General features: G+C 71.9%; 17 protein-coding genes. 7 read left to right on the top strand and 10 right to left on the bottom strand.

The window, feature by feature from the left end:
• Positions 1-55: 55 nt before the first annotated feature.
• Together ACZ6BB_RS13235 and ACZ6BB_RS13230 are read right to left on the bottom strand one after the other, a co-directional pair.
• Positions 56-1,522: an aldehyde dehydrogenase family protein gene (locus tag ACZ6BB_RS13235; protein WP_471615346.1), complete on the bottom strand. Its 1,467-nt coding sequence runs from the start codon at positions 1,520-1,522 to the stop codon at positions 56-58.
• Between the two features lie 400 nt (positions 1,523-1,922).
• Positions 1,923-2,474, bottom strand: coding sequence for a hypothetical protein (locus ACZ6BB_RS13230; RefSeq protein WP_471615345.1), 552 nt, complete (start codon positions 2,472-2,474; stop codon positions 1,923-1,925).
• Positions 2,475-2,891: 417 nt separating this feature from the next.
• Between ACZ6BB_RS13230 and ACZ6BB_RS13225 the strand changes: the two genes are divergently transcribed.
• The 4 genes from ACZ6BB_RS13225 to ACZ6BB_RS13210 are packed head-to-tail and all read left to right on the top strand — an operon-like array spanning position 2,892 to position 7,274.
• A complete protein-coding gene (locus ACZ6BB_RS13225; protein WP_471615344.1) occupies positions 2,892-5,771 on the top strand; it encodes a nitrate- and nitrite sensing domain-containing protein in 2,880 nt (959 codons plus the stop codon).
• On the top strand, positions 5,768-6,205 hold the full coding sequence (locus tag ACZ6BB_RS13220; protein WP_059083298.1) for a roadblock/LC7 domain-containing protein: 438 nt from the start codon (positions 5,768-5,770) through the stop codon (positions 6,203-6,205). Before ACZ6BB_RS13225 ends, ACZ6BB_RS13220 begins: the two co-directional genes overlap by 4 nt.
• 9 nt (positions 6,206-6,214) lie before the next feature.
• Entirely contained in the window at positions 6,215-6,610 is a 396-nt protein-coding gene (locus tag ACZ6BB_RS13215) for a DUF742 domain-containing protein (protein ID WP_471615343.1), read from the top strand.
• Positions 6,611-6,668: 58 nt separating this feature from the next.
• Positions 6,669-7,274: a GTP-binding protein gene (locus ACZ6BB_RS13210; protein ID WP_059083297.1), complete on the top strand. Its 606-nt coding sequence runs from the start codon at positions 6,669-6,671 to the stop codon at positions 7,272-7,274.
• A 146-nt stretch (positions 7,275-7,420) separates the two neighbouring features.
• On the opposite strand, the gene glpK is transcribed toward ACZ6BB_RS13210, so the two are convergent.
• The 4 genes from glpK to ACZ6BB_RS13190 all read right to left on the bottom strand — a co-directional run bounded on the left by glpK (position 7,421) and on the right by ACZ6BB_RS13190 (position 11,883).
• Entirely contained in the window at positions 7,421-8,941 is a 1,521-nt protein-coding gene (gene glpK, locus ACZ6BB_RS13205) for a glycerol kinase GlpK (RefSeq protein ID WP_471615342.1), read from the bottom strand.
• A gap of 63 nt (positions 8,942-9,004) precedes the next feature.
• The gene (locus ACZ6BB_RS13200; RefSeq protein ID WP_471615341.1) at positions 9,005-9,790 is read right to left on the bottom strand and encodes an MIP/aquaporin family protein; all 786 of its coding nucleotides are present in this window, start codon (positions 9,788-9,790) and stop codon (positions 9,005-9,007) included.
• Positions 9,791-10,270: 480 nt separating this feature from the next.
• On the bottom strand, positions 10,271-11,461 hold the full coding sequence (locus tag ACZ6BB_RS13195; RefSeq protein ID WP_471615340.1) for a lipid-transfer protein: 1,191 nt from the start codon (positions 11,459-11,461) through the stop codon (positions 10,271-10,273).
• Entirely contained in the window at positions 11,458-11,883 is a 426-nt protein-coding gene (locus tag ACZ6BB_RS13190; protein ID WP_471615727.1) for a Zn-ribbon domain-containing OB-fold protein, read from the bottom strand. Before ACZ6BB_RS13190 ends, ACZ6BB_RS13195 begins: the two co-directional genes overlap by 4 nt.
• Positions 11,884-12,175: 292 nt before the next feature.
• Between ACZ6BB_RS13190 and ACZ6BB_RS13185 the strand changes: the two genes are divergently transcribed.
• A complete protein-coding gene (locus ACZ6BB_RS13185; protein ID WP_471615339.1) occupies positions 12,176-12,712 on the top strand; it encodes an NUDIX domain-containing protein in 537 nt (178 codons plus the stop codon).
• A 29-nt stretch (positions 12,713-12,741) separates the two neighbouring features.
• Here ACZ6BB_RS13185 and ACZ6BB_RS13180 read toward each other — a convergent pair whose 3' ends face one another.
• Entirely contained in the window at positions 12,742-15,102 is a 2,361-nt protein-coding gene (locus ACZ6BB_RS13180) for a glycoside hydrolase family 31 protein (protein WP_471615338.1), read from the bottom strand.
• A gap of 214 nt (positions 15,103-15,316) precedes the next feature.
• Between ACZ6BB_RS13180 and ACZ6BB_RS13175 the strand changes: the two genes are divergently transcribed.
• Both ACZ6BB_RS13175 and ACZ6BB_RS13170 read left to right on the top strand, forming a co-directional pair.
• Positions 15,317-17,284, top strand: a complete 1,968-nt coding sequence (locus ACZ6BB_RS13175; protein ID WP_471615337.1) for an acetoacetate--CoA ligase — start codon at positions 15,317-15,319, stop codon at positions 17,282-17,284.
• 80 nt (positions 17,285-17,364) lie between these two features.
• The gene (locus tag ACZ6BB_RS13170; protein ID WP_471615336.1) at positions 17,365-18,273 is read left to right on the top strand and encodes a hypothetical protein; all 909 of its coding nucleotides are present in this window, start codon (positions 17,365-17,367) and stop codon (positions 18,271-18,273) included.
• Positions 18,274-18,335: 62 nt separating this feature from the next.
• Here the strand turns inward: ACZ6BB_RS13170 and ptsP are convergent, their stop codons facing one another.
• The 3 genes from ptsP to ACZ6BB_RS13155 form a co-directional block, all read right to left on the bottom strand.
• Positions 18,336-20,006, bottom strand: a complete 1,671-nt coding sequence (gene ptsP / locus ACZ6BB_RS13165) for a phosphoenolpyruvate--protein phosphotransferase (protein WP_471615335.1) — start codon at positions 20,004-20,006, stop codon at positions 18,336-18,338.
• A gap of 77 nt (positions 20,007-20,083) precedes the next feature.
• Positions 20,084-20,533 (bottom strand): PTS sugar transporter subunit IIA, encoded by a 450-nt coding sequence (locus ACZ6BB_RS13160; RefSeq protein WP_471615334.1) that lies wholly within the window; start codon positions 20,531-20,533, stop codon positions 20,084-20,086.
• A 191-nt stretch (positions 20,534-20,724) separates the two neighbouring features.
• Positions 20,725-20,944 (bottom strand): hypothetical protein (locus ACZ6BB_RS13155; RefSeq protein ID WP_471615333.1); only part of this gene is annotated, 220 nt, incomplete at its 5' end.

Here is a 20,944-nt window from a genome sequence, read left to right as displayed (position 1 = left end):
CCGGGCAGGGCGAGAGGGGCCGGGAGTGCGGGCCGGGTGCGGGGGAGCGGAGAAGCTACGCGAACCAACCCTGCGGTGCGGGGGCCGTGTTGCGCCAGATGTGCTTCGCCTCGCGGTACTCGGCGAGTCCCGCGGGTCCGAGTTCACGGCCGAAACCGGACTGCTTGTAACCGCCCCACTCGGCCTGCGGCACATACGGGTGGTAGTCGTTGATCCAGACCGTGCCGAGCCGCAGCCGGGCCGCGACCCGCTGTGCCCTGGCCTCGTCGGTCGTCCACACGGCACCGGCCAGACCGTAGATCGTGTCGTTGGCCAGCCGGACCGCCTCGTCCTCGGTGCTGAACCGTTCCACCGTCAGCACCGGCCCGAACGACTCGTCCTGGACCACCGACATCGCGCTCGTGCACTCGTCGAGGACGGTCGGCAGATAGTAGAAACCCTGGTCGTAGGCGTCGCCGCCGGGCCGCTCGCCGCCGCAGCGCAGTACCGCGCCCTCCTCGACGCCCCGGGCGACGTACTCCTCGACCTTGGCGCGATGCGCGGCCGAGATCAGCGGGCCGGTCTGCGCCCGCTCGTCGAAGGGGCCCCCGAGGCGGATCTCCCGCGCCCGGCGGACGACCTCGTCGACGAACCGGTCGTGCAGCGAGTCCTCCACCAGCAGGCGGGCGCCCGCCGAGCAGACCTGTCCCGAGTGCAGGAACACCGCGGTCAGCGCCATGTCGACGGCCGTGTCGAAGTCGGCGTCGGCGAAGACGATGTTCGGGTTCTTGCCGCCCAGTTCCAGGGCGACCTTCTTCACGCTCGCGGCGGCGTTGGCCATGAGCCGGCGCCCGGTCTGCAGCCCGCCGGTGAAGGAGACCAGGTCCACGTCCGGGTGGTCGGAGAGCGGGGCGCCGGCCTCCGGGCCCGCGCCGAGGACCAGGTTCGCCACACCCGCCGGCACCCCGGCCTCCTCCAGGAGGCGCATCAGATGGATCGCGGTGTGCGGGGTCAGCTCGCTCGGCTTGAGCACGAAGGTGTTGCCGGCCGCGAGCGCCGGGGCGACCTTCCAGGCCGTCTGCAGGAGGGGGTAGTTCCAGGGAGTGATCAGCGCGCACACCCCGACCGGCTCGTACACGACCCGGCTGTCGACGCCGGCCTGACCGGTGTCGACGACCCGGCCGGTCTCGGCCGTGGCGGCCCTCCCGAAGTAGCGGAAGCAGTTCGCGATGTCGTCGATGTCGTACTCGCTCTCCACCAGCCTCTTGCCGGTGTCGAGGGACTCGGCGCGGGCGAGCGCGTCCTTGTCGCGTACGAGGAGGTCGGCCACCCGCAGCAGCAGGTCACCGCGGTCGGCGGGTGAGGTGGCGGGCCAGGGGCCCTCGTCGAAGGCACGGCGCGCGGCCGTGATCGCCTCCACGGTGTCCTTGCCGCCGGCCTCGTCGACGACGGCGACCAGGCTGCCGTCGGCGGGACAGCGGATCTCGCGCGTCCGCCCGTCGAGCGCGGAGCGCCACGCTCCGCCGATGAAAAGTTCGGGCATGTCTCTCGTTCCTCCTGGTCAGCGCCGTGAGGCCGACGCTCTCGCGGCTGAGCGCCTAACCGGAAGACCGCGTTCTATGCCTGAAAACAGGTTGAATGTGACGGTCGACACGCCTGGTCGGAAACCTTGACATCCGAGGAACCGGTCTGCTGGGACCAGCACACCATCCTTCCGGCGCAGCCGCGACGCCATGACCGGACGCGGATGTTCACAGGTTTCGGGTCCCGGATCTCCGGAGCGGGCCACGGCTGCGACACGCGCACCGGGCCGGGCGCCACGATGCGTGCGGGGGTCAGGAGGAGGCGTGGCGCGGATGGTCAGGAGAAGCGGATGGTGAGGAGAGCGGGTGGGAGGACATGCGAGGGGGCCCACGCGCGGCGTGGGCCCCCTCTTCGTCGTCCTACGGGTGCGACAGTTGCCCGGCGCCACCCCGGCGGCGTATCCGGGCCTGCGCGCGCTCCGTGGCCCGCGCCTCCCGGTGGGCCCGGCGCCGCTCACGGCGCAACGCGCGCGCCGTGCTGCTGGGCGCCGAGATCACGCCGTTGCGCTGCTTCCACACCTGGCGGGTCACCCAGACGTCCAGCACGCTCCAGGTCGCCGCGATCGTGCTCGCCAAGGTGCTCAGCACCATGGGGAACGCCGGCCACGCGTCCGCCAGCGTGCACAGGACCGCCACCATCGCCTGGACCAGTGTCGCCGCGATGATGAGGACCGCACGCACCGCCGCCGTCCGCACCGGGTCGGGCAGCCGCCGCCTGCGCGCCGGTTCCTCGATCCACAACGGCCGGTAATGCACCCGTTCTTCGTCGCCACGGGCGGAGAGCCTCCGTTCCTTCACCGCGACGCTCTCCCCCGTCAGCAGGCCGTGCCCTGGTTCCCGAGCGCTTCGCTCCGCCCTCTCGGGCGTCACCGCTCCGTCCCCGTGCGCCGTGCGCCGCTCCGCCGTGCCCATCAAGTCGTCACTCCCCACCGCCGGTGGACCAACAGATCCGGGTCGCGAGACCCGGCCCCCCACTGGTGCCCGACTTCCTCTGGTTTACGCCGCCTGGGAGCGGCATGCATGGCCTGTGGCCCATTCCGCCCCCCATTCCCGTACAGAAAGACGATCGACGTGCGCCGAAGATTCCCACGGAACGCAAAAATCCGGCCAACCGGCCAACTTCCCCGACGGGATGCCACGGGTTCAACTGCCTGACGGGGGAGGCAATCTCCCCCAAAGGACGGACAACTCCCCATGTCTGGTTCACCTTGGGTGCGGAGTGGGTGCGTCCGGCGCTTCGAGATACGTGTGAGTCGGTAGTAGGCTCACGCCGTTTGTTGACGCACATGTGTACCCCCGGATCTGGCGGGGGTCGAGCTGGGGGAGGCCATGCGCTTTCGCGGGAAATCGATCCGCCGGAAGATCGTGGCGCTGCTGCTCGTGCCCCTGGTGGCGCTGACCGGCGTCTGGACGTTCGCCACGGTGCTGACGGGCCGTGAGGCGAGCGACCTCTTCAGGGTCGCGGACATCGTGGAGGAGGTCGGCTTCCCGACCGAGGACACCATCCGGGTGCTCCAGCAGGAACGCCGCCAAACCCTCGTCTACCTCGCCGACCCCCGGGCCTCCGGGGCGCAGAAGGCCCTCGACCGCAGCCGGTCCGCCACGGACGCGGCCGTCGAGGAGTTCCGCGAGCACGCCCGGAAGTCCGATCTGCGGGAAGAGATGGGCGAGACCACCTCGCTGCGGCTCACGGCCATCCTGGACGCCCTCGACGGCCTGCCGTCGCTGCGGACGACCGTCGAGAGCGGCACGGTCAGCCCCGCCAAGGCCCTCGGTCACTACAACGACCTCGTCGACCCCTGCTTCACCCTGCTGTCCAACCTCCCCGCCCTCGACAGCGTGGAGATGGACAAGCAGGGCCGCGCCCTGATCAACGTCGGCCGGGCCCGTGAACTCCTCTCCCGCGAGGACGCGTTGCTCAGCTCCGTGCTCGTGGCGAACCGGATCACCAAGGACGAGATCCGCGACTTCTCCGACCTCGTGGCCCAGCGCACGCTGCTGTACGAGATCAGCCTGCCGCAGCTGCCCGCCGCCGAGCGCGACCGCTTCCACCGCTACTGGAGGAACGCGAACACCGCGCCCCTGCGCACGGTGGAGCAGGGCGTCATCGCCTCCGACCCCGGCCGGCCGAGCGGCGTCACCGCGAAGACCTGGGACAGCGCCGTCGAGCCCGTCCTCTCCGATCTCCGCGACCTCAGCGTCGAGGCGGGCGACCGCTACCAGGACCGCGTCAGCCCGCTGGCCACCACCGTCATCCTCAAGGCGGCCGTCGCCGGCGTCCTCGGCCTCTTCGCCCTGCTCGGCTCGCTCTTCATGTCCGTACGCATCGGCCGGGTCCTCATCCGCGACCTGCGCCGGCTCCGCCAGGAGGCCCACGAGACCGCCGGAGTGCGGCTGCCCAGCGTGATGCGCAGGCTCGCCGCGGGCGAACAGGTCGACGTGGAGACCGAGGTCCCGCACCTGGAGTACGACAAGAACGAGATAGGCGAGGTCAGCCAGGCCCTCAACACCCTGCAACGGGCGGCCGTCGAGGCCGCCGTCAAGCAGTCCGAACTCCGCAGCGGCATCTCCGAGGTCTTCGTCAACCTCGCCCGCCGCAGCCAGGTCCTGCTGCACAAGCAGCTCACGCTCCTCGACACCATGGAACGCCGGACCGAGGACACCGACGAACTGGCCGACCTGTTCCGCCTGGACCACCTGACGACCCGTATGCGCCGGCACGCCGAGGGCCTGGTCATCCTCTCCGGAGCGGCCCCCTCCCGGCAGTGGCGCAAGCCCATCCAGCTGATGGACGTCGTCCGCGCGGCGGTCGCCGAGGTCGAGGACTACGAGCGGATCGAGGTACGCCGGCTGCCCCGGGTCGCCGTGACCGGCCCCGCGGTCGCCGACCTCACCCACCTCGTGGCCGAACTCCTGGAGAACGCCACGGTGTTCTCGCCCCCGCACACCGCCGTGCAGGTGCTCGGTGAGCGCGTCGCCAACGGTTTCACCCTGGAGATCCACGACCGGGGTCTCGGCATGTCGGCCGAGGCGCTCCTCGACGCCAACCTGAAGCTCGCCGAGACCCCCGACTTCGAGCTGTCCGACACCGACCGCCTCGGCCTCTTCGTGGTCAGCCGGCTCGCCCAGCGGCAGAAGGTCCGCGTCTCCCTCCAGCCCTCCCCGTACGGCGGCACCACGGCCGTGCTGTTCATCCCCGACGCGCTGCTCACCGACGACGTCCCCGACACCAACGGCATCGGCTTCCGCCTCGACCGCGCCCACCCCACCCGGGAGGCCGAGCTGGAGGACGAACGCAACGAGGCGCTCTCCCAGGTACCGGTCCGGCTCCCGGGGATCTCCGCCGCCATCCTGGACGGCCCGGTGGAGCTGGAGGCACCGGTCGACCGGGACCCGCTGGCCGGCTTCCCGGCCGCCCTCGGCGACGAGGACGCCGAGCGGGGTGGACTCTTCCGCCCCCGTCACTCCCTCACCGGCGTCGCCGACGAGCACCAGCAGCCGGCGCGCGACGGCGAGGCACGGCAGGCCCCGCTCACCGACCCCGACCCGACGCTCGGTCCGGTACCGCTGCCGCAGCGCCGCACCCCGCATCTCGTCAGCTCGCACGGCCGTTCGGTGGCCGGGGCCAGGCAGCCGAGGCACCCCGAGGACGAGTCCGGGCAGGGCCGTACGGCGGGCCCCGACCCGGTCGCCGACTCCCGGCCGTTCACCGCCCTGCGCGGCGACCGCGCCGAACCGCCGGCCCGCCCCGGAGCCGACCGCCCCGGACCCGCCGGCCTGCCCGGCGGACACCGCGCCGACCTGCTGCCCCCGGGCAGGTTCGACGGTCCCGCTCTGCCCCAGCGACGCCGTACGACGCCCGAGGGCGGCGCGGCACCGATGACCTCGCGGTACGGCTCCGACGAGCCGACCCCGCGTGCGGACACGACGACCGACCAGGCAGAATCGGCACCGAGCCCGCTGCCCCGTCGCGTCCGACAGGCCAACCTGGCACCGCAGTTGAAGGACGGCCCCGACCGGCGCGCCGAACGCGAGAGGTCACGCTCCGGCGGCCGCCCGGAGCCGACCGAACGCGACGCCGACGAGGTACGCAGCCGTATGGCCTCGCTCCAGCACGGTTGGCGGCGCGGCCGCGAGGAGAACGCCGAGGGCGACGACGCCCAGGACGTCTCAGCACCACGAGGAACGACTAAGGGGGACGGTCGATGACCGCACCGAAGGCCGATGGGCACACCGCGACCGGCACGTCCGGCGAGCTGAACTGGCTCCTGGACGACCTGGTCCAGCGCGTCGCCAGCATCCGCAAGGCACTCGTGCTCTCCAGCGACGGACTGCCCACGGGCGTCTCCGCGGACCTCACCAGGGAGGACAGCGAGCACCTGGCCGCCGTCTCCTCCGGGTTCCACAGCCTCGCCAAGGGCGTCGGCCGCCACTTCGAGGCGGGCAGCGTCCGGCAGACGGTCGTGGAGCTCGACGAGGCGTTCCTGTTCGTCACGGCCGCCGGCGACGGCAGCTGCCTCGCCGTCCTCGCCGACGCCGACGCCGACATCGGGCAGGTGGCCTATGAGATGACCCTCCTGGTCAAGCGGGTCGGCGTGCATCTGGGCTCCGCCCCGCGCGCCGATGTGCCCCACGGCGGGTAGTGGAACGGCATGAGCCGAGACGGTCAGGGAAGAAGCCACTGGTTCGACGACGAGGCCGGACCAGTGGTGCGTCCGTACGCGATGACCCGCGGCCGGACCAATCACGCGATCCAGCACCGCCTCGACCTGATCGCCGTGGTCGTCACGGAACCGCACGTCGACGACCCGGAAGAGGACCACTCCCTCTCCCCTGAGCACGTCCGTATCGTCGAGCTCTGCCGTGACAACCCCCAGTCGGTGGCCGAACTGGCCGCCGACCTGGATCTTCCCGTCGGGGTCGTCCGCGTCCTCGTCGGAGACCTCGTGGACGAGGAACTCGTCCACGTCACCCGTCCCGTCCCGCCCGCCGAGCTGGTGGACGAGAGCATCCTGCGTGACGTGATCAACGGCCTCCGGGCGCTGTGAACACGCCGGAGAGCGGAGTGGACATGTGGCAGCCAACCATCCAGCAGGAGAAGGACCGATGATCCTCGGGCGCTCTGAGCGCGGCACACCTCCGGTCGAGCCCGTCACGCTCAAGATCCTCGTGGCCGGCGGTTTCGGCGTGGGCAAGACCACCTGCGTCGGCGCGGTCAGTGAGATCAAACCGCTGCGCACCGAGGAGGTGCTCACCGAGGCGGGCCGCCCGGTCGACGACACCAGCGGTGTGGAGAACAAGACGACCACCACCGTCGCCATGGACTTCGGACGCATCACCCTCCGCGAGGACCTGGTCCTCTACCTGTTCGGCACCCCCGGCCAGGACCGCTTCTGGTTCCTCTGGGACGAACTGGCCTCCGGCGCCCTCGGCGCGGTGGTACTGGTGGACACACGCCGCCTGGAGGACTGCTTCGCCGCCGTCGACTACTTCGAGCGGCGCTCCATACCCTTCGTGATCGGTGTCAACTGCTTCGACGACGCCGCGCGTTACCCCGCCGAGACCGTCCGGCAGGCCCTCGACCTCGACCCGGACGTGCCGATCGTGCTCTGCGACGCCCGTCGACGGGACTCGGTCAAGGACGTCCTGGTCTCCGTGGTCCGGCACGCGATGACGTTCGCCACGGACCACCGCGAGCCGGCCGCCACCTGAACACGGCCCGTACCCCCGCCGACCGGGGTACGAGCCGTGGCCTCATGACACGCACGCGGGGCCCCGGGTACCGCGTGCCGCCCGGACGGACGCCCACGCGCGCGTGCCCCGATCCGTGTGCCCGCGCATGGCGTCAGCGCACGTCGTCAGCGCACGTCGTCCTCGTGCCAGCCCAGACTCTTCTCCACCGCCTTGCGCCAGTTGTGGTACTCGCGGTCACGCACGGACGCCTCCATGGAGGGTGTCCACTCGACGTCCTTGCGCCAGTGCGACTTCAGCTCGTCGAGGTCGTTCCACACCCCGGTCGCGAGCCCGGCCGCGTACGCGGCACCCAGGCAGGTCGTCTCCGAGACCCGCGGCCGGATTACCGGTACGTCCAGCACGTCCGCCTGGTGCTGCATCAGCAGGTTGTTCCGCGTCATGCCGCCGTCCACCTTGAGGGTCGTGATGCGCACCCCCGAGTCCTGGAACATGGCGTCCACGACCTCCCGCGTCTGCCAGCTCGTCGCCTCCAGCACCGCACGCGCGAGATGTCCCTTGGTGACGTACCTGGTCAGCCCGGTGACGACCCCGCGCGCGTCCGACCGCCAGTAGGGCGCGAACAGACCGGAGAACGCGGGCACGATGTACGCCCCGCCGTTGTCGTCGACGCTCGCCGCCAGGGACTCGATCTCGTCGGCGCTGCGGATGATGCCGAGCTGGTCGCGGAACCACTGCACCAGGGCGCCCGTGATCGCGATCGACCCCTCCAGGCAGTACACCGGCGCCTCGTCGCCGATCTTGTACCCCATGGTGGTGAGCAGCCCGCTCTTCGACGCGACGGGCCGGTTCCCGGTGTTGAGCAGCAGGAAACTGCCGGTGCCGTACGTGTTCTTCGCCGTGCCCACGTCGTAGCAGGCCTGACCGAACACCGCCGCCTGCTGGTCGCCGAGCGCCGAGGCCACCGGCACCCCGGCGAGCGGGCCCACGGCGGTGCCGTAGACCTCGGCCGAGGACCTGATCTCCGGGAGGATCGCCTCCGGGACGTTCATCGCGGAGAGGATCGAGGGGTCCCACCGGAGCGTCTGAAGGTTCATCAGCATGGTGCGCCCGGCGTTGGTGACGTCGGTGACGTGCCGGCCGCCGTCCGTGCCGCCCGTCAGGTTCCAGATCAGCCAGGAGTCGATGGTGCCGAACGCGATCTCGCCGCGTTCGGCCCGGGCCCGGAGGCCGGGTACGTTGTCCAGCAGCCAGGCGGCCTTCGGGCCGGAGAAGTAGCTGGCCAGCGGCAGACCGGTCTGCTCGCGGAACCGGTCCTGGCCGTCCGTGCCCCCGAGTTCGGTGCAGAGCGCCGAGGTGCGCGTGTCCTGCCAGACGATCGCGTTGTGCACCGGCCTGCCCGTCGCGCGATCCCACAGGACCGTCGTCTCACGCTGGTTGGTGATACCGAGCGCGCTGATCTGCTCGGCGCGCAGCCCCGCCTTGGCGATCGCCCCGGCGACCACCGCCTGCACCTTCGACCAGATCTCGGTGGCGTCGTGCTCCACCCACCCCGGCTTGGGGAAGATCTGCCGGTGCTCGCGCTGGTCCACGGCGACGATGGCGCCGCCGTGGTCGAAGACGATGCAGCGGCTCGAAGTGGTGCCCTGGTCGATGGCGGCGACGTACTTCTGGGCGTTGTCCGGCATGACATCCCCTCACATCTTGCGTCGATTCACGTCGTGCGCCGACTCGTGTACCGCGTCGGTGCGTCAGAAGGCTGCGTTGTAGACGAGGCCCGCGAGGGCGCCGCCGACCAGGGGGCCGACGACCGGGATCCAGGCGTAGCCCCAGTCCGAGGTGCCCTTGTGGGGGATCGGCAGGAAGGTGTGCACGATGCGCGGACCGAGGTCACGGGCGGGGTTGATGGCGTAGCCGGTGGGCCCGCCGAGGGAGAGACCGATACCGACGACCAGGAAGGACACCAGCAGGACCGAGATGCCGGAGCCGTAGATCCCGGCCTCTTCGCCGGGGATCTGGCCGATGCCGATGCCGGTGTTCCGGCCGAACGCGAGGATCGGCAGGACGAGCGCGACCGTCGCGATGATCTCCGTGATCAGGTTGGCCACCGGGTTCCGGATCTCCGGGATGGTGGAGAAGATCCCGAGGGTGGGCGTCGGCTCGTGCGCCGTGCCCTCGGTGGTGCCCTCCTCGCGGACGTTCGCCCGGAACTGCGCGAGATAGACGAGGTAGGCGAGGACCGCGCCGAGCATCGCTCCGACCAGCTGACCGAGCAGGTACACCCAGACGCTGTCCCAGGTCCCGGTGTCGACCGCGATCCCTATCGTCACCGCCGGGTTGAGGTGCCCGCCCGACAGGGGCGCGGCGGTGTAGGCGCCCGCCAGCACGGCGAAGCCCCAGCCGAACGCGATGACGATCCAGCCCGACGCCCTCGCCTTCGAGAACCTGAGGGTGACGGCGGCGCACACACCGGCGCCGAAGAGAATCAGGATCGCCGTACCGATGACCTCACCGACGAAGATGTCTCCGTTGCTCATGGCGGCTCCTTGGCCCCGGCCCGGGGTGATCCACCCCGGACCTTCCGTGCAGGGTGCGTTCCCATGGCTACGTCAGCCGAGGGCAGGGAGGTCCCGCGCCCCGTCCGGCGTCCGTGACGAGCGTGCCGGCGTGGCGGAATCGCCCGTGGGGAGCGGCCCGTTGCGCGGGTGCGAAGCCCTGGCGGCGCTGGTGGCGGGCAGTACGCGAAGAGGCCCGAATGCGGCGATGCCGACCGACACCCGGAAGTGTTCACCGGCACCCAGGGGGCGTCAAGAACACGGACGGCACCGGTTGGGAGCGGCTCCGGGGGCGCACGCCCCGGCGCGGAGCCGGAAGCCGGCCCCGGACGGCCCGCCCGCCCATGGCCCGCCCGCCCATGGCCCGGCTGCACATGGACCGGCCGCCCGACGGCACGCCGAACCGGCGGTCGCGTCACAGCGGCCGTGACGAGGCGGGCGGGCCCGCCGCGGGCCCGGGGTTCACCGAACGGCGATCACCGCCGACCCGTGCCCGAACAACCCCTGGTTGGCACTGACGCCCACCCGGGCACCCTCGACCTGCCGGTCCGTCGCCTCGCCCCGCAACTGCCACACCAGCTCGCACACCTGAGCGATCGCCTGTGCCGGTACCGCCTCCCCGAAGGAGGCCAGCCCTCCGCTGGCGTTCACGGGGGTGCGCCCGCCCAGCGCCGTCACGCCGTCCCGCAGCAGCTTCGCCGCCTCTCCCTCGCCGCACAGCGCCAGATCCTCGTACCACTGCAACTCCAGCGCCGTGGACAGGTCGTAGACCTCCGCGAACGAGAGGTCCTCGGGCCCGATCCCCGCCTCCTCGTACGCCGCCCGCGCGATCGACGCCCGGAACGTCTCCTCCGGAGCGGCCACCGCGACCGCCGAGTCCGTGGCGATGTCCGGCAGGTCAAGCACGGTGTTGGGGTAGCGGGGCGTCACCGTGGACACCGCCCGTATCCGCACCGGCTCGCGCACCCCGTGCCGCCGCGCGAACTCCATGCTGGACAGCACCAGCGCCGCACCCCCGTCCGAGGTCGCGCAGATGTCCAGCAGCCGCAGCGGATCGGCGACGACCGCAGAGGCCGCCACCTCCTCGGCCGTGACCCGCTTGCGGTAGCGCGCGTACGGATTGAGCGCCCCGAGCGCGGAGTTCTTCACCTTGACCCGCGCGAAGTCCTCCGGCGTGTCCCCGTGCACCGCCATCCGCCGCCGCGCGTACAGCCCGAAGTACGTCGGATTGGTGGCCCCGAGGATCCGGAACCGCAGCCAGTCCGGATCGTCCGCCCGATCCCCGCCGGCCGGCCGGAAGAACCCCTTCGGAGCCGAGTCCGCCCCCACGACGAGCACCACGTCGGCGAGGCCCGCGAGGATCTGGGCCCGCGCGGCGCCGACCGCCTGCGCCCCCGACGCACAGGCCGCGTACACGCTCGTGACCCGGGCGCCCTGCCAGCCCAGCGCCTTCGCGAAGGTCGCCCCCGCCACATAGCCCGGATAGCCCCCACGCACCGTGTCCGCGCCGACGATCGAGCCGACGTCCCGCCAGTCGACCCCCGCGTCGGTCAGCGCCGCGCGCGCCGCCACCGTCCCGTACTCGACGAAGCTCCGCCCCCATTTGCCCCACGGGTGCAAGCCCGCGCCCAGAACCGCCACCTCGCCCGTCATGCCCCCGCCCCCGTCGGCCTCCAGTGCCAGGTCGTCCAGGTCGCCTCCGCGTCCTCGTGCAGCACACCGGGGACGACCTCCACCTCCATGCCCACCGCCAGATCGGCGACGGTGACCCCGGGAACGGCCTGCCCCAGCACCACGAGGCGCTCCTCGGCCAGTTCCACCGCGATCAACGCGTACGGCTCCCAGGTAAGTTCCGGATCGGACACGTAGGGTGACGGAGGCCGGTACCGGCCGTCGGTGTACGACCACACACGGCCCCGGCGCGACAACGGGACCTCGCGCAGATCGCCGCCGGGACAGTGCGGGTTGCGGCAGTGGACGTCCTCGCGGGGGAAGAACACCGAGGCGCACGCCGAACAGCGCGTACCGAGCAGCCGGAAGCCCTCGCCCTCCCCGGCGAACCAGCCGGCCACCACAGGTGTGCGAATTCGCGACAAAATCCCTCCCCGGCGAGCTGATCTGATGGTCCGTCAGAATTCTCCCACGGCCATCCTGAATTGGGCAGGTCGCGGGAGAACCAACGAGCCCCGCCCGGCGTCGCAGTATCGGGAGGGCCGGCCGGGGCCCACGGGGGTGGTTCCGGCCGGCCCTCACCCCTGTCCACGGGTGATCTCCTGGTGCCGACGGGAGACCCGAGGGGCACGGCGGCATGGCGCATTGCGCCGCCCCCGCAAGACGACGAGCGGATGATCGGATACAGTCCGCCGCGTGTCCCCGAACCAACACCCAGCCGCCAACTCCGCACCCGACTCTCACTGTTCGAGATGCGGAGCGCCCTACGGAGAGGGCGTGTCCGGCTGGCCCCGCACCTGCGCGGCCTGCCACACAGTGGCCTACCGCAATCCGCTTCCCGTCGCGGTGGCTCTCCAGCCCGTGTACGACACCAAGGGCACGGCCCTCGTCGTGATCACACGGACCATCGCCCCCGCGCGCGGGGGCACCGCCCTGCCCGGCGGGTTCATCGACCACCGGGAGGACTGGCGGCACGCCGTCGTCCGTGAGCTGAAGGAGGAGACGGGCATCTGCGTGGCCGACCGCGACGTACGCCTCGCCGACGCCATGAGCTCGCCCGACGGCCACCTGCTGCTGTTCGGGCTCCTCCCGGAACGCCCGGCCGCCACGCTGCCGGCGCCCGTCGCCACGGACGAGACGGAGGGCTGGCACCTGCTGCGCAGGCCCACCGAACTCGCCTTCCCCCTGCACACCCTGGCCGTCCGGGCGTTCTTCGACGGCCGCTACATCTGAGCCCGGCCCCACACCCGAGCCGAGCCGGCTCAGCCCCGGCCGAGCCCTCGTACCCGCACCGGATACGCGGGCTCGGCCGGACCCTCGTCCCCGTCCCGCTCCACCACCACACGCGACCCCTGCCGGCGCGCCGTGTACCGCTCGACCTCCGGCTCGTCCCAGCCGTCGCCCGCGTCCGGCACCACGAGCCCGCTCCCCGTCCGCCCGCGCGCGGGTGCCCACACCTCCAGCTCCAGGCCGCCGTCGGCGCCCCGGACCGGCAGCACGGCACCCGCGCGCGCGAGTACCGGGATCCGCGACACGGGCGCGTCGAGCAGCACCTGCCCCGGCCCTTCGTACGCCTGCTCGGTCACCGTGTCGTACCAGCGCCCCCGCGGCAGCCGCACCGCACGCCGCTCCACGCCCGGCTCCAGCACCGGCGCCACCAGCAGACCGTCACCCAGCAGGAACGCGTCCTCGCAGTCCCTCAGCGTCCGGTCCTCGGGCGCACCCCACCACAGCGGACGCACATAGGGTGCCCCCGTACGACGTGCCAGATGGGCCAGCGTCATGAAGTACGGCAGCAGCCGCCGCCGCTCGACGAGCGCCGCGCGCGCGTGCCCGACGACCCCCTCCCCGGACTCCCACGGCTCCCGCCGCCCCGCCCCCGCGCGCGTGCGGAACAGCGGCAGATGGGCGCCGAGCTGGAACCACCGCAGGTACAGCTCCTCCGACGGGCTCCCGTCGGACCCGCCCACGTCCGGACCGGCGTACGGCACCCCGCACAGACCGAGCCCCAGCACCAGCGCGAGCGACGCCCGCAGCCCGGCCCAGCCGGTCGCCACGTCCCCCGACCACGTCCCCCCGTAGCGCTGGATGCCGGCCCACCCGGAACGCGAGAGCACGAACGGCCGCTCCTGCGGCACCAGCTCGCGCAACCCCTCGTACGCGGCCCGGGCCATGCACAGCGCGTACACGTTGTGCGCCTCGCGATGGTCGCCGCCCCTGCCCTCCAGATCGTGCCGGGCCGACCGGGGCAAGGTGTTCCCACCGAACGCCGAGAACGACGTCGGCTCGTTCCTGTCGTGCCAGAACCCGGCGAACCCGTGCGCCAGACGCTCCTCGTGGAGACCGCCCCACCACGCGCGCGTGGCGGGGCGCGTGAAATCCGGGAAGACCGACTCCCCGGGCCTGACGAGACCCCTCACCACCTGCCCGGCGGCATCCCGTACGAACGCGTCCTCGGCCGTCCCGCCGTCGTACACCGCGTCACCCGGCCGCGCCCTGACCGCCGGGTCGACGACCGACACCAGCCGGATCCCCTCGCGCCGCAGTTCGTCGGCGAGATCCGGCAGCTTGGGGAACCTCTGCGCGTCCACCGTGAACGCCTGACGCCCCTCGTGGTGGTCGGCGTCCAGATGGACCGCGTCGAGCGGCAGACCGTGCTCCCGGTAACCCGCGACGATCCGCCGCACCTCCTGCTCGTCACCGAGGCCCCACCGCGCGTGATGGTGCCCCAACGCCCACGCGGGCGGCAGCGCCGGAGCCCCCGTCAGGGCGGCCCAGGCATGCAGCACACGCGCGGGGGTGCCCACGACCACCCAGCAGCGCAGCGGACCCCCGTCCACCCGCAGCTCCGACGTGCCGGCCCGGTCGTGCCCGGACCCGGCCCCCTCCTCGCCCTCGCGCAGCGTCACCGTCCCGTCCCACGTCGTGTCGTGGAACGCCAGATGTGTGCCCGCGTCGGCCACCACCATCTGCACCGGCATCGTCAGGTGCAGCGGATCGTCACCGGGCGTGAACGGGCGGCCGGGGTCGGTGTTCCACAGCCGGTACGTTCCGCCCCGCAGCCGCGGCCCCGCGGCCCGTCCTCCCAGACCGAAGAACCGCGCGTCCGCCCCCACCTCGGAACGCTGGACCCAGCGCGCCTCGCCCCCACCGACCGGCTCCCACCACCGGGGCGGCAGATCACGCCGCAGCGTCACTCCACCGGGCGTCAGCACCTCGACGGCACCGAGCCGCGACACCACGACCGTCACCCGCTCTCCCACGACCCGCCAGCCACCGTCCTTGTCCGGCTCCAGGACGGCCCGCGGATCCGGCTCCGGGCACCGGCCCGCGAGCGCGTAGGACGGCTCGGGACCGGCCCCGTCCCAGCCCCAGAACACCGCCCCGTTCACATCGACGGTGACCCGCAGCGCCGACCGGCCGAACCGGACGATCCCGCCGCCCGGGCCCGGCTCCGCACCCTCCACCGCCCCGGGCACCCGAGCCCGCTCGGCGCCCCGCGCCGGCAGAGCGGCAGCGTCGGCACGCCTCCTGAGCCACGCGGCCCGCACGGTCCGCAGCCCCTCAGCCACCCCCGCCGAACCGATCGCCTTCACCGAACGCACCAGGTCACGACCGTCCATGCTGCTCACCTTGCCACTGCCCGGCCCATTTGTGTGAGTCGTTCAACTACCGTTCACCCGTGGTGCCTGCACATGTTCACGCGCTCGTCCATCCGCGGCCCACCCTGGTGCGGAAGTCGATCACATGGCATCGTCCGTGTCAGCCGCGTACAGGCGCACCTGCCTGCCCGTACGCGCCCGCCGCACACCACGCGCACAGCCCCGGGAGCGCCCCATGACCTCAGCGAACCCCTCGCCGCTCTGGCAGCCCGACGCTGCCCGCGTCGCCGGGGCCCAGATCACCGCGTTCCAGTCCTGGGCGGCCGAACACCACGGAGCCCCCGCCGAGGGCGGATACCCGGCCCTGCACCGCTGGTCCGTCGACGAACTCGAGACATTCTGGAAAGCCGTCACCGAATGGTTCGGCGTACGGTTCTCCACCCCCTACGCGCGCGTGCTCGGCGACCGCGCCATGCCCGGCGCCCAGTGGTTCCCCGGCGCCACCCTCAACTACGCCGAACACGCCCTGCGCGCCGCCGGCACCCGCGCCGACGAACCGGCCCTGCTCCACGTCGACGAGACCCATGAGCCCCGCCCCGTGACCTGGTCCGAGCTGCGCGGCCAGGTCGGCTCCCTCGCCGCCGAACTGCGGGCCCTCGGCGTACGCCCCGGAGACCGCGTCAGCGGCTACCTCCCGAACATCCCCGAGGCCGTCGTCGCCCTCCTCGCCACGGCCGCCGTCGGCGGCGTGTGGACCTCCTGCGCCCCGGACTTCGGCGCCCGCAGCGTCCTCGACCGCTTCCAACAGGTCGAACCCGTCGTCCTGTTCACCGTCGACGGCTACCGCTACGGCGGCAAGGAGCACGACCGCCGCGACACCGTCGCCGAACTCCGCCGCGAACTGCCCACCCTGCGCGCGGTCGTCCACATCCCCGTCCTCGGCACGCGGGCCCCCGAGGGCGCCCTGGAGTGGTCCGCCCTGACCTCCGCGGACGTCCCGCCGGTCTTCGAACAGGTCCCGTTCGACCACCCGTTGTGGGTGCTCTACTCCTCCGGCACCACCGGCCTGCCCAAGGCCATCGTCCAGTCCCAGGGCGGCATCCTGGTCGAACACCTCAAACAGCTCGGCCTGCACTGCGACCTCGGTCCCGAGGACCGCTTCTTCTGGTACACCTCCACCGGCTGGATGATGTGGAACTTCCTCGTCTCCGGCCTCCTCACCGGCACCACCGTCGTCCTGTACGACGGCAGCCCCGGCTACCCGGACACCGGCGCCCAGTGGAGCGTCGCCGAACGCACCGGCGCCACCCTCTTCGGCACCTCCGCCGCCTACGTCATGGCCTGCCGCAAGGCCGGCGTCCACCCGGGCCGCGACCACGACCTCTCCCGCGTCCGGTGCGTCGGCACCACCGGCTCCCCGCTCCCGCCCGACGGCTTCCGCTGGCTCCACGACGAGGTCCGCGAGGACCTCTGGATCGCCTCCGTCAGCGGCGGCACCGACGTGTGCTCCTGCTTCGCCGGAGCCGTCCCCACCCTCCCCGTCCACATCGGCGAACTCCAGGCCCCCGGCCTCGGCACCGACCTCCAGTCCTGGGACCCCAGCGGCAAACCCCTGATCGACGAGGTCGGCGAACTCGTCGTCACCAACCCCATGCCGTCCATGCCGATCCACTTCTGGAACGACCCCGACGGCAGCCGCTACCACGACAGCTACTTCGACACCTACCCCGGCGTCTGGCGCCATGGCGACTGGATCACCCTCACCTCACGGGGCTCCGTCGTGATCCACGGCCGCTCCGACTCCACCCTCAACCGCCAGGGCGTCCGCATGGGCTCGGCCGACATCTACGAAGCAGTGGAACGTCTCCCCGAGATCAAGGAATCCCTCGTCATCGGCATCGAACAGCCCGACGGCGGCTACTGGATGCCCCTCTTCGTCCAGCTCAACCCGGGCGCGACCCTTGACGAAGCCCTCCTCGGCCGTATCAAGCAGACGATCCGGGAACACCTCTCACCCCGCCACGTCCCCGACGAGGTCATCGAGGTCCCGGGAGTCCCGCACACCCTCACCGGCAAACGCATCGAGGTACCCGTCAAACGCCTTCTCCAGGGCACCCCCCTGGAGAAGGCGGTCAACCCCGGCTCCGTCGACGACCTCGACCTCCTGCGCTTCTACGAGAACCTGGGCCGCGAACGAGCCTGACCACCCTCGCACCACCTCGTTGTCAGTACCCCCGATTACTGTGAGTGAGCATTGATCGACGGCTCGCACAGGGGGAAGCCATGACACGTACCAGCCAACCGAGCACGCGCCAGGCCCTGCGCCGCGAGATCGCGGGCACCATCGGCCTGCTCACCGACGAGCACGACTTCTGCGCGATGCGGCGCTACCGCAGCTTCGCCTTCGACGACCATCCGACCTACCTCCGCCAGGTGGAAGCCCTGCTCAGGACACTCGCCGCGCAGGGCAACCACACCACCGTCGCCCTCTTCGACCCGGAGGAGTACGCCGCGTTCTGCGCCGACACCGGCCTCGAACCCGACACCCCCTCCAGCCGCACCCGCTTCACGGCCGAACTCGCGGCCACCGGCGCCGCCGTCCCCTACGAGGGACAGTCCCTCACCGAACTCGTCCCCGACCTGATCGACGAAGCCGTCCGCCTCGCCACCTGGGAGTACGCCACCACACTCCTCGCCCAGATCGGCGACTGCGCCTCCTGCGGCGAGGACATCGGCCGCGCCGCCTTCACCCGCGCCATGCACCTGCTCCGGCGCGTCCTCGACACCGCCGGCCCCGGCGAACGCCACCTCGTGTGCAGCGTCTCGGCCAAGCCCCAGGCGCTGGCCGCGGTCCTCCGGTCCGACCGCGACGACGCGGGGCCCACCCGGCTCGACGAGTCGGAAGCCCTGGAGTTCGCCACCGTCCTGGCCCTCGGCATCGCCACCCGAAGTCCCGGCGGCCTCGTGATGCGCACCACCGCCCCGGACACGACCGACCGTGTCTACGGCTGGCGTCTACGCGGTGAGCGCCTCGAACCCCTCACCGCGGGAGAGGTCTTCGACGCCTACTGCACCGACGTGGAGTCCGGGGACCTGGTCTCCCCGGAGTCCGGGGTCGACTACTGCACCCCACCCGACCTCGGGGACGACACCGCCGGAGGGGGCCCGGCCGGGGACGGACACACCCACTGAACGGGCGAGGGGCGCCCCACCCACAGGTGGAGCGCCCCTCGGCACCGACAGCTCGTCACGGGCTACTCGCCGGACAGCACCGCCTGCGCCGCGCCGCGCGCCTCCTCGGCCGTGTCCGCCGCACGCGCCGCGGCCGCCGCGCGCTCGCACTGCGCCAGCGTGTACTTCGCCAGCGTCCCCCGCACGTACGGAATCGACGCCGCCCCCATGGACAGGGAGGTGACCCCCAGGCCGGTCAGTACACACGCGAGCAGCGGATCCGAAGCCGCCTCACCGCAGACCCCGCAGCTCTTGCCCTCGGCCCGCGCCGCCTCCGCGGACAGCGCGACCAGGTCGAGCAGCGCGGGCTGCCACGGGTCCTGCAGCCGTGACACCGCGCCGACCTGCCGGTCCGCCGCGAACGTGTACTGCGCGAGGTCGTTCGTCCCCAGGGAGAGGAACTCGACCTCCTGCAGGATCGACCGCGCCCGCAGCGCCGCGGACGGAATCTCCACCATGGCGCCGAACTTGGCGTGCAGCCCCGCCTCACGACACGCGTCGGCGAACGCCCTGGCGTCCGTGCGGTCCGCGACCATCGGCGCCATGACCTCGAGATGGACCGGCAGGCCCTCGGCGGCCCTGGCGAGCGCCCTCAGCTGCGTCCCCAGCACCTCGGGGTGGTCGAGCAGCGTCCGCAGCCCGCGCACACCGAGCGCCGGGTTCGGCTCATCGGCCGGGGTCAGGAACTCCAGCGGCTTGTCGGCACCGGCGTCGAGCACCCGCACGACCACGCGCCCCTCGGGAAAGGCCTCCAGCACCTGCCGGTACGCCAAGACCTGCTTCTCCTCCGACGGCGCCGTCCTGCTGTCGTCCAGGAAGAGGAACTCGGTACGGAACAGCCCGACGCCCTCGGCCCCGGCCTCCACGGCCGCCGGCACGTCGGCCGGGCCGCCCACGTTGGCCAGCAACGGCACCCTGTGTCCGTCGGACGTCGTCCCCGGCCCGCTCGATGCAGCCAGGGCCGCCTTCCGAGCCGCCGCGGCGGCTTCCAGTTCGGCCTTCTTCTCCGCGCCGGGGTTCACGAAGATCTCACCGGTGCTGCCGTCCACGGCGATCACCGTGCCCTCGGCAAGCTCCCCGGCTCCCGGCAGCGCGACCACGGCCGGCACCCCGAGCGCCCGCGCCAGGATGGCGCTGTGACTGGTGGGCCCGCCCTCCTCGGTGACGAACCCGAGCACGAGCGTCGGGTCGAGCAGCGCGGTGTCCGCGGGCGCCAGGTCACGGGCGATGAGGACGTACGGCTCGTCGCTGTCCGGCACACCCGGCATGGGCACCCCGAGCAGCCTGGCGACGATACGATTCCGCACGTCGTCGAGGTCGGCCACACGGCCCGCGAGGTACTCACCGGCCCCCGCCAGCAGCGCGCGGTACGCGGCGAAGGCGTCGTAGACAGCACGCTCCGCCGTGCTCCCCACGGCGACACGGCGTTCCACGTCCGCCATCAGCTCGGGGTCCTGGGCCATCAGGGCCTGGGCCTCCAGCACGGCCTGTGCCTCGCCCCCGGCGAGGTTGCCGCGCGCCGTCAGATCGGCGGCCACCGCGTCCACGGCCTTCCGGGCACGCCCTTGTTCGCGCTCCGCGTCCTCCGGTCGGATCTGCTTGGCGGGCGGCTCCAGCACCGCCGTTCCCATGTGCCGAACCTCGCCGATGGCCACACCGTGACTCACACCGACGCCTCGCAGTGTTGTCTCCATCTCACCTGTCTCCGATAGTGCGGCGGGCCCCGCCACCGCGGTGGTTGTGGAACTTGCGGCCCGGTACGGCCCCGATGTCACCGCCAGCCGAACAGCGGGTCGCCGGACGTGACCTCTCCGTCCTCGCGGAGGTCGGAGAGGGAGTCGGCCGTGGCCTCCAGTGCCACGACGGGACAGATCGGGGACTTGCCCGCAGCCTCGACCGCGGCGGGGTCCCAGCGCACCACGGCCTGGCCTCGCCGTACGGTGTCGCCCTTGTTGACGAGCAGCTCGAAGCCCTCACCGTTGAGCTGAACGGTGTCGATGCCGAGATGGATCAACACTCCATGGCCTTCACCGTCGACCACGACGAACGCGTGCGGGTGCAGCGAGACGATGACCCCGTCCACGGGGGCGAGGGCCTCCCCTGCCTCACGCACGGGGTCGATCGCCGTGCCGGGACCGACCATCGCTCCCGAGAACACGGGGTCCGGTACGGCGGCCAGGCCGATGGCGCGTCCTACAAGAGGGGACGTCACGGTGGTCATGGGAAGCCTCCAGGGTGGAGTGATCGGCAGCGCAGGTCGATGAAGGACCCGTTCCGCACGATAGCTCCGCACGAGAGGTCTAGACCACCCCTGCACGTGATTTGCCCCTGCTCCGGCGCCCCATGTACAGTCGTACTCCTGCCTGGGGGTGAGCGACACATTGTGTCCGGGCCCGGCAGAACCAAACTCGGTCAGATCCTTCTCGGGGTCACCTTCTGCATGTCCGCAGGACGGTGGTCAAGAGGCCGGAAAAACGCTGATAGAGTTTGGAACACCGAAGGGAAGCGCCCGGAGGAAAGCTCGAGAAGAAGTTCTCGGGTGAGTACAAAGGAAGCGTCCGTTCCTTGAGAACTCAACAGCGTGCCAAAAATCAACGCCAGATATGTTGATACCCCGTCTGCCGGACATTGT

The sequence above is a fragment of the Streptomyces sp. NPDC041108 genome (assembly GCF_055592645.1).
Note: the sequence above shows the minus strand (reverse complement) of the source record. Positions and strands in the feature narration are given on the sequence as shown.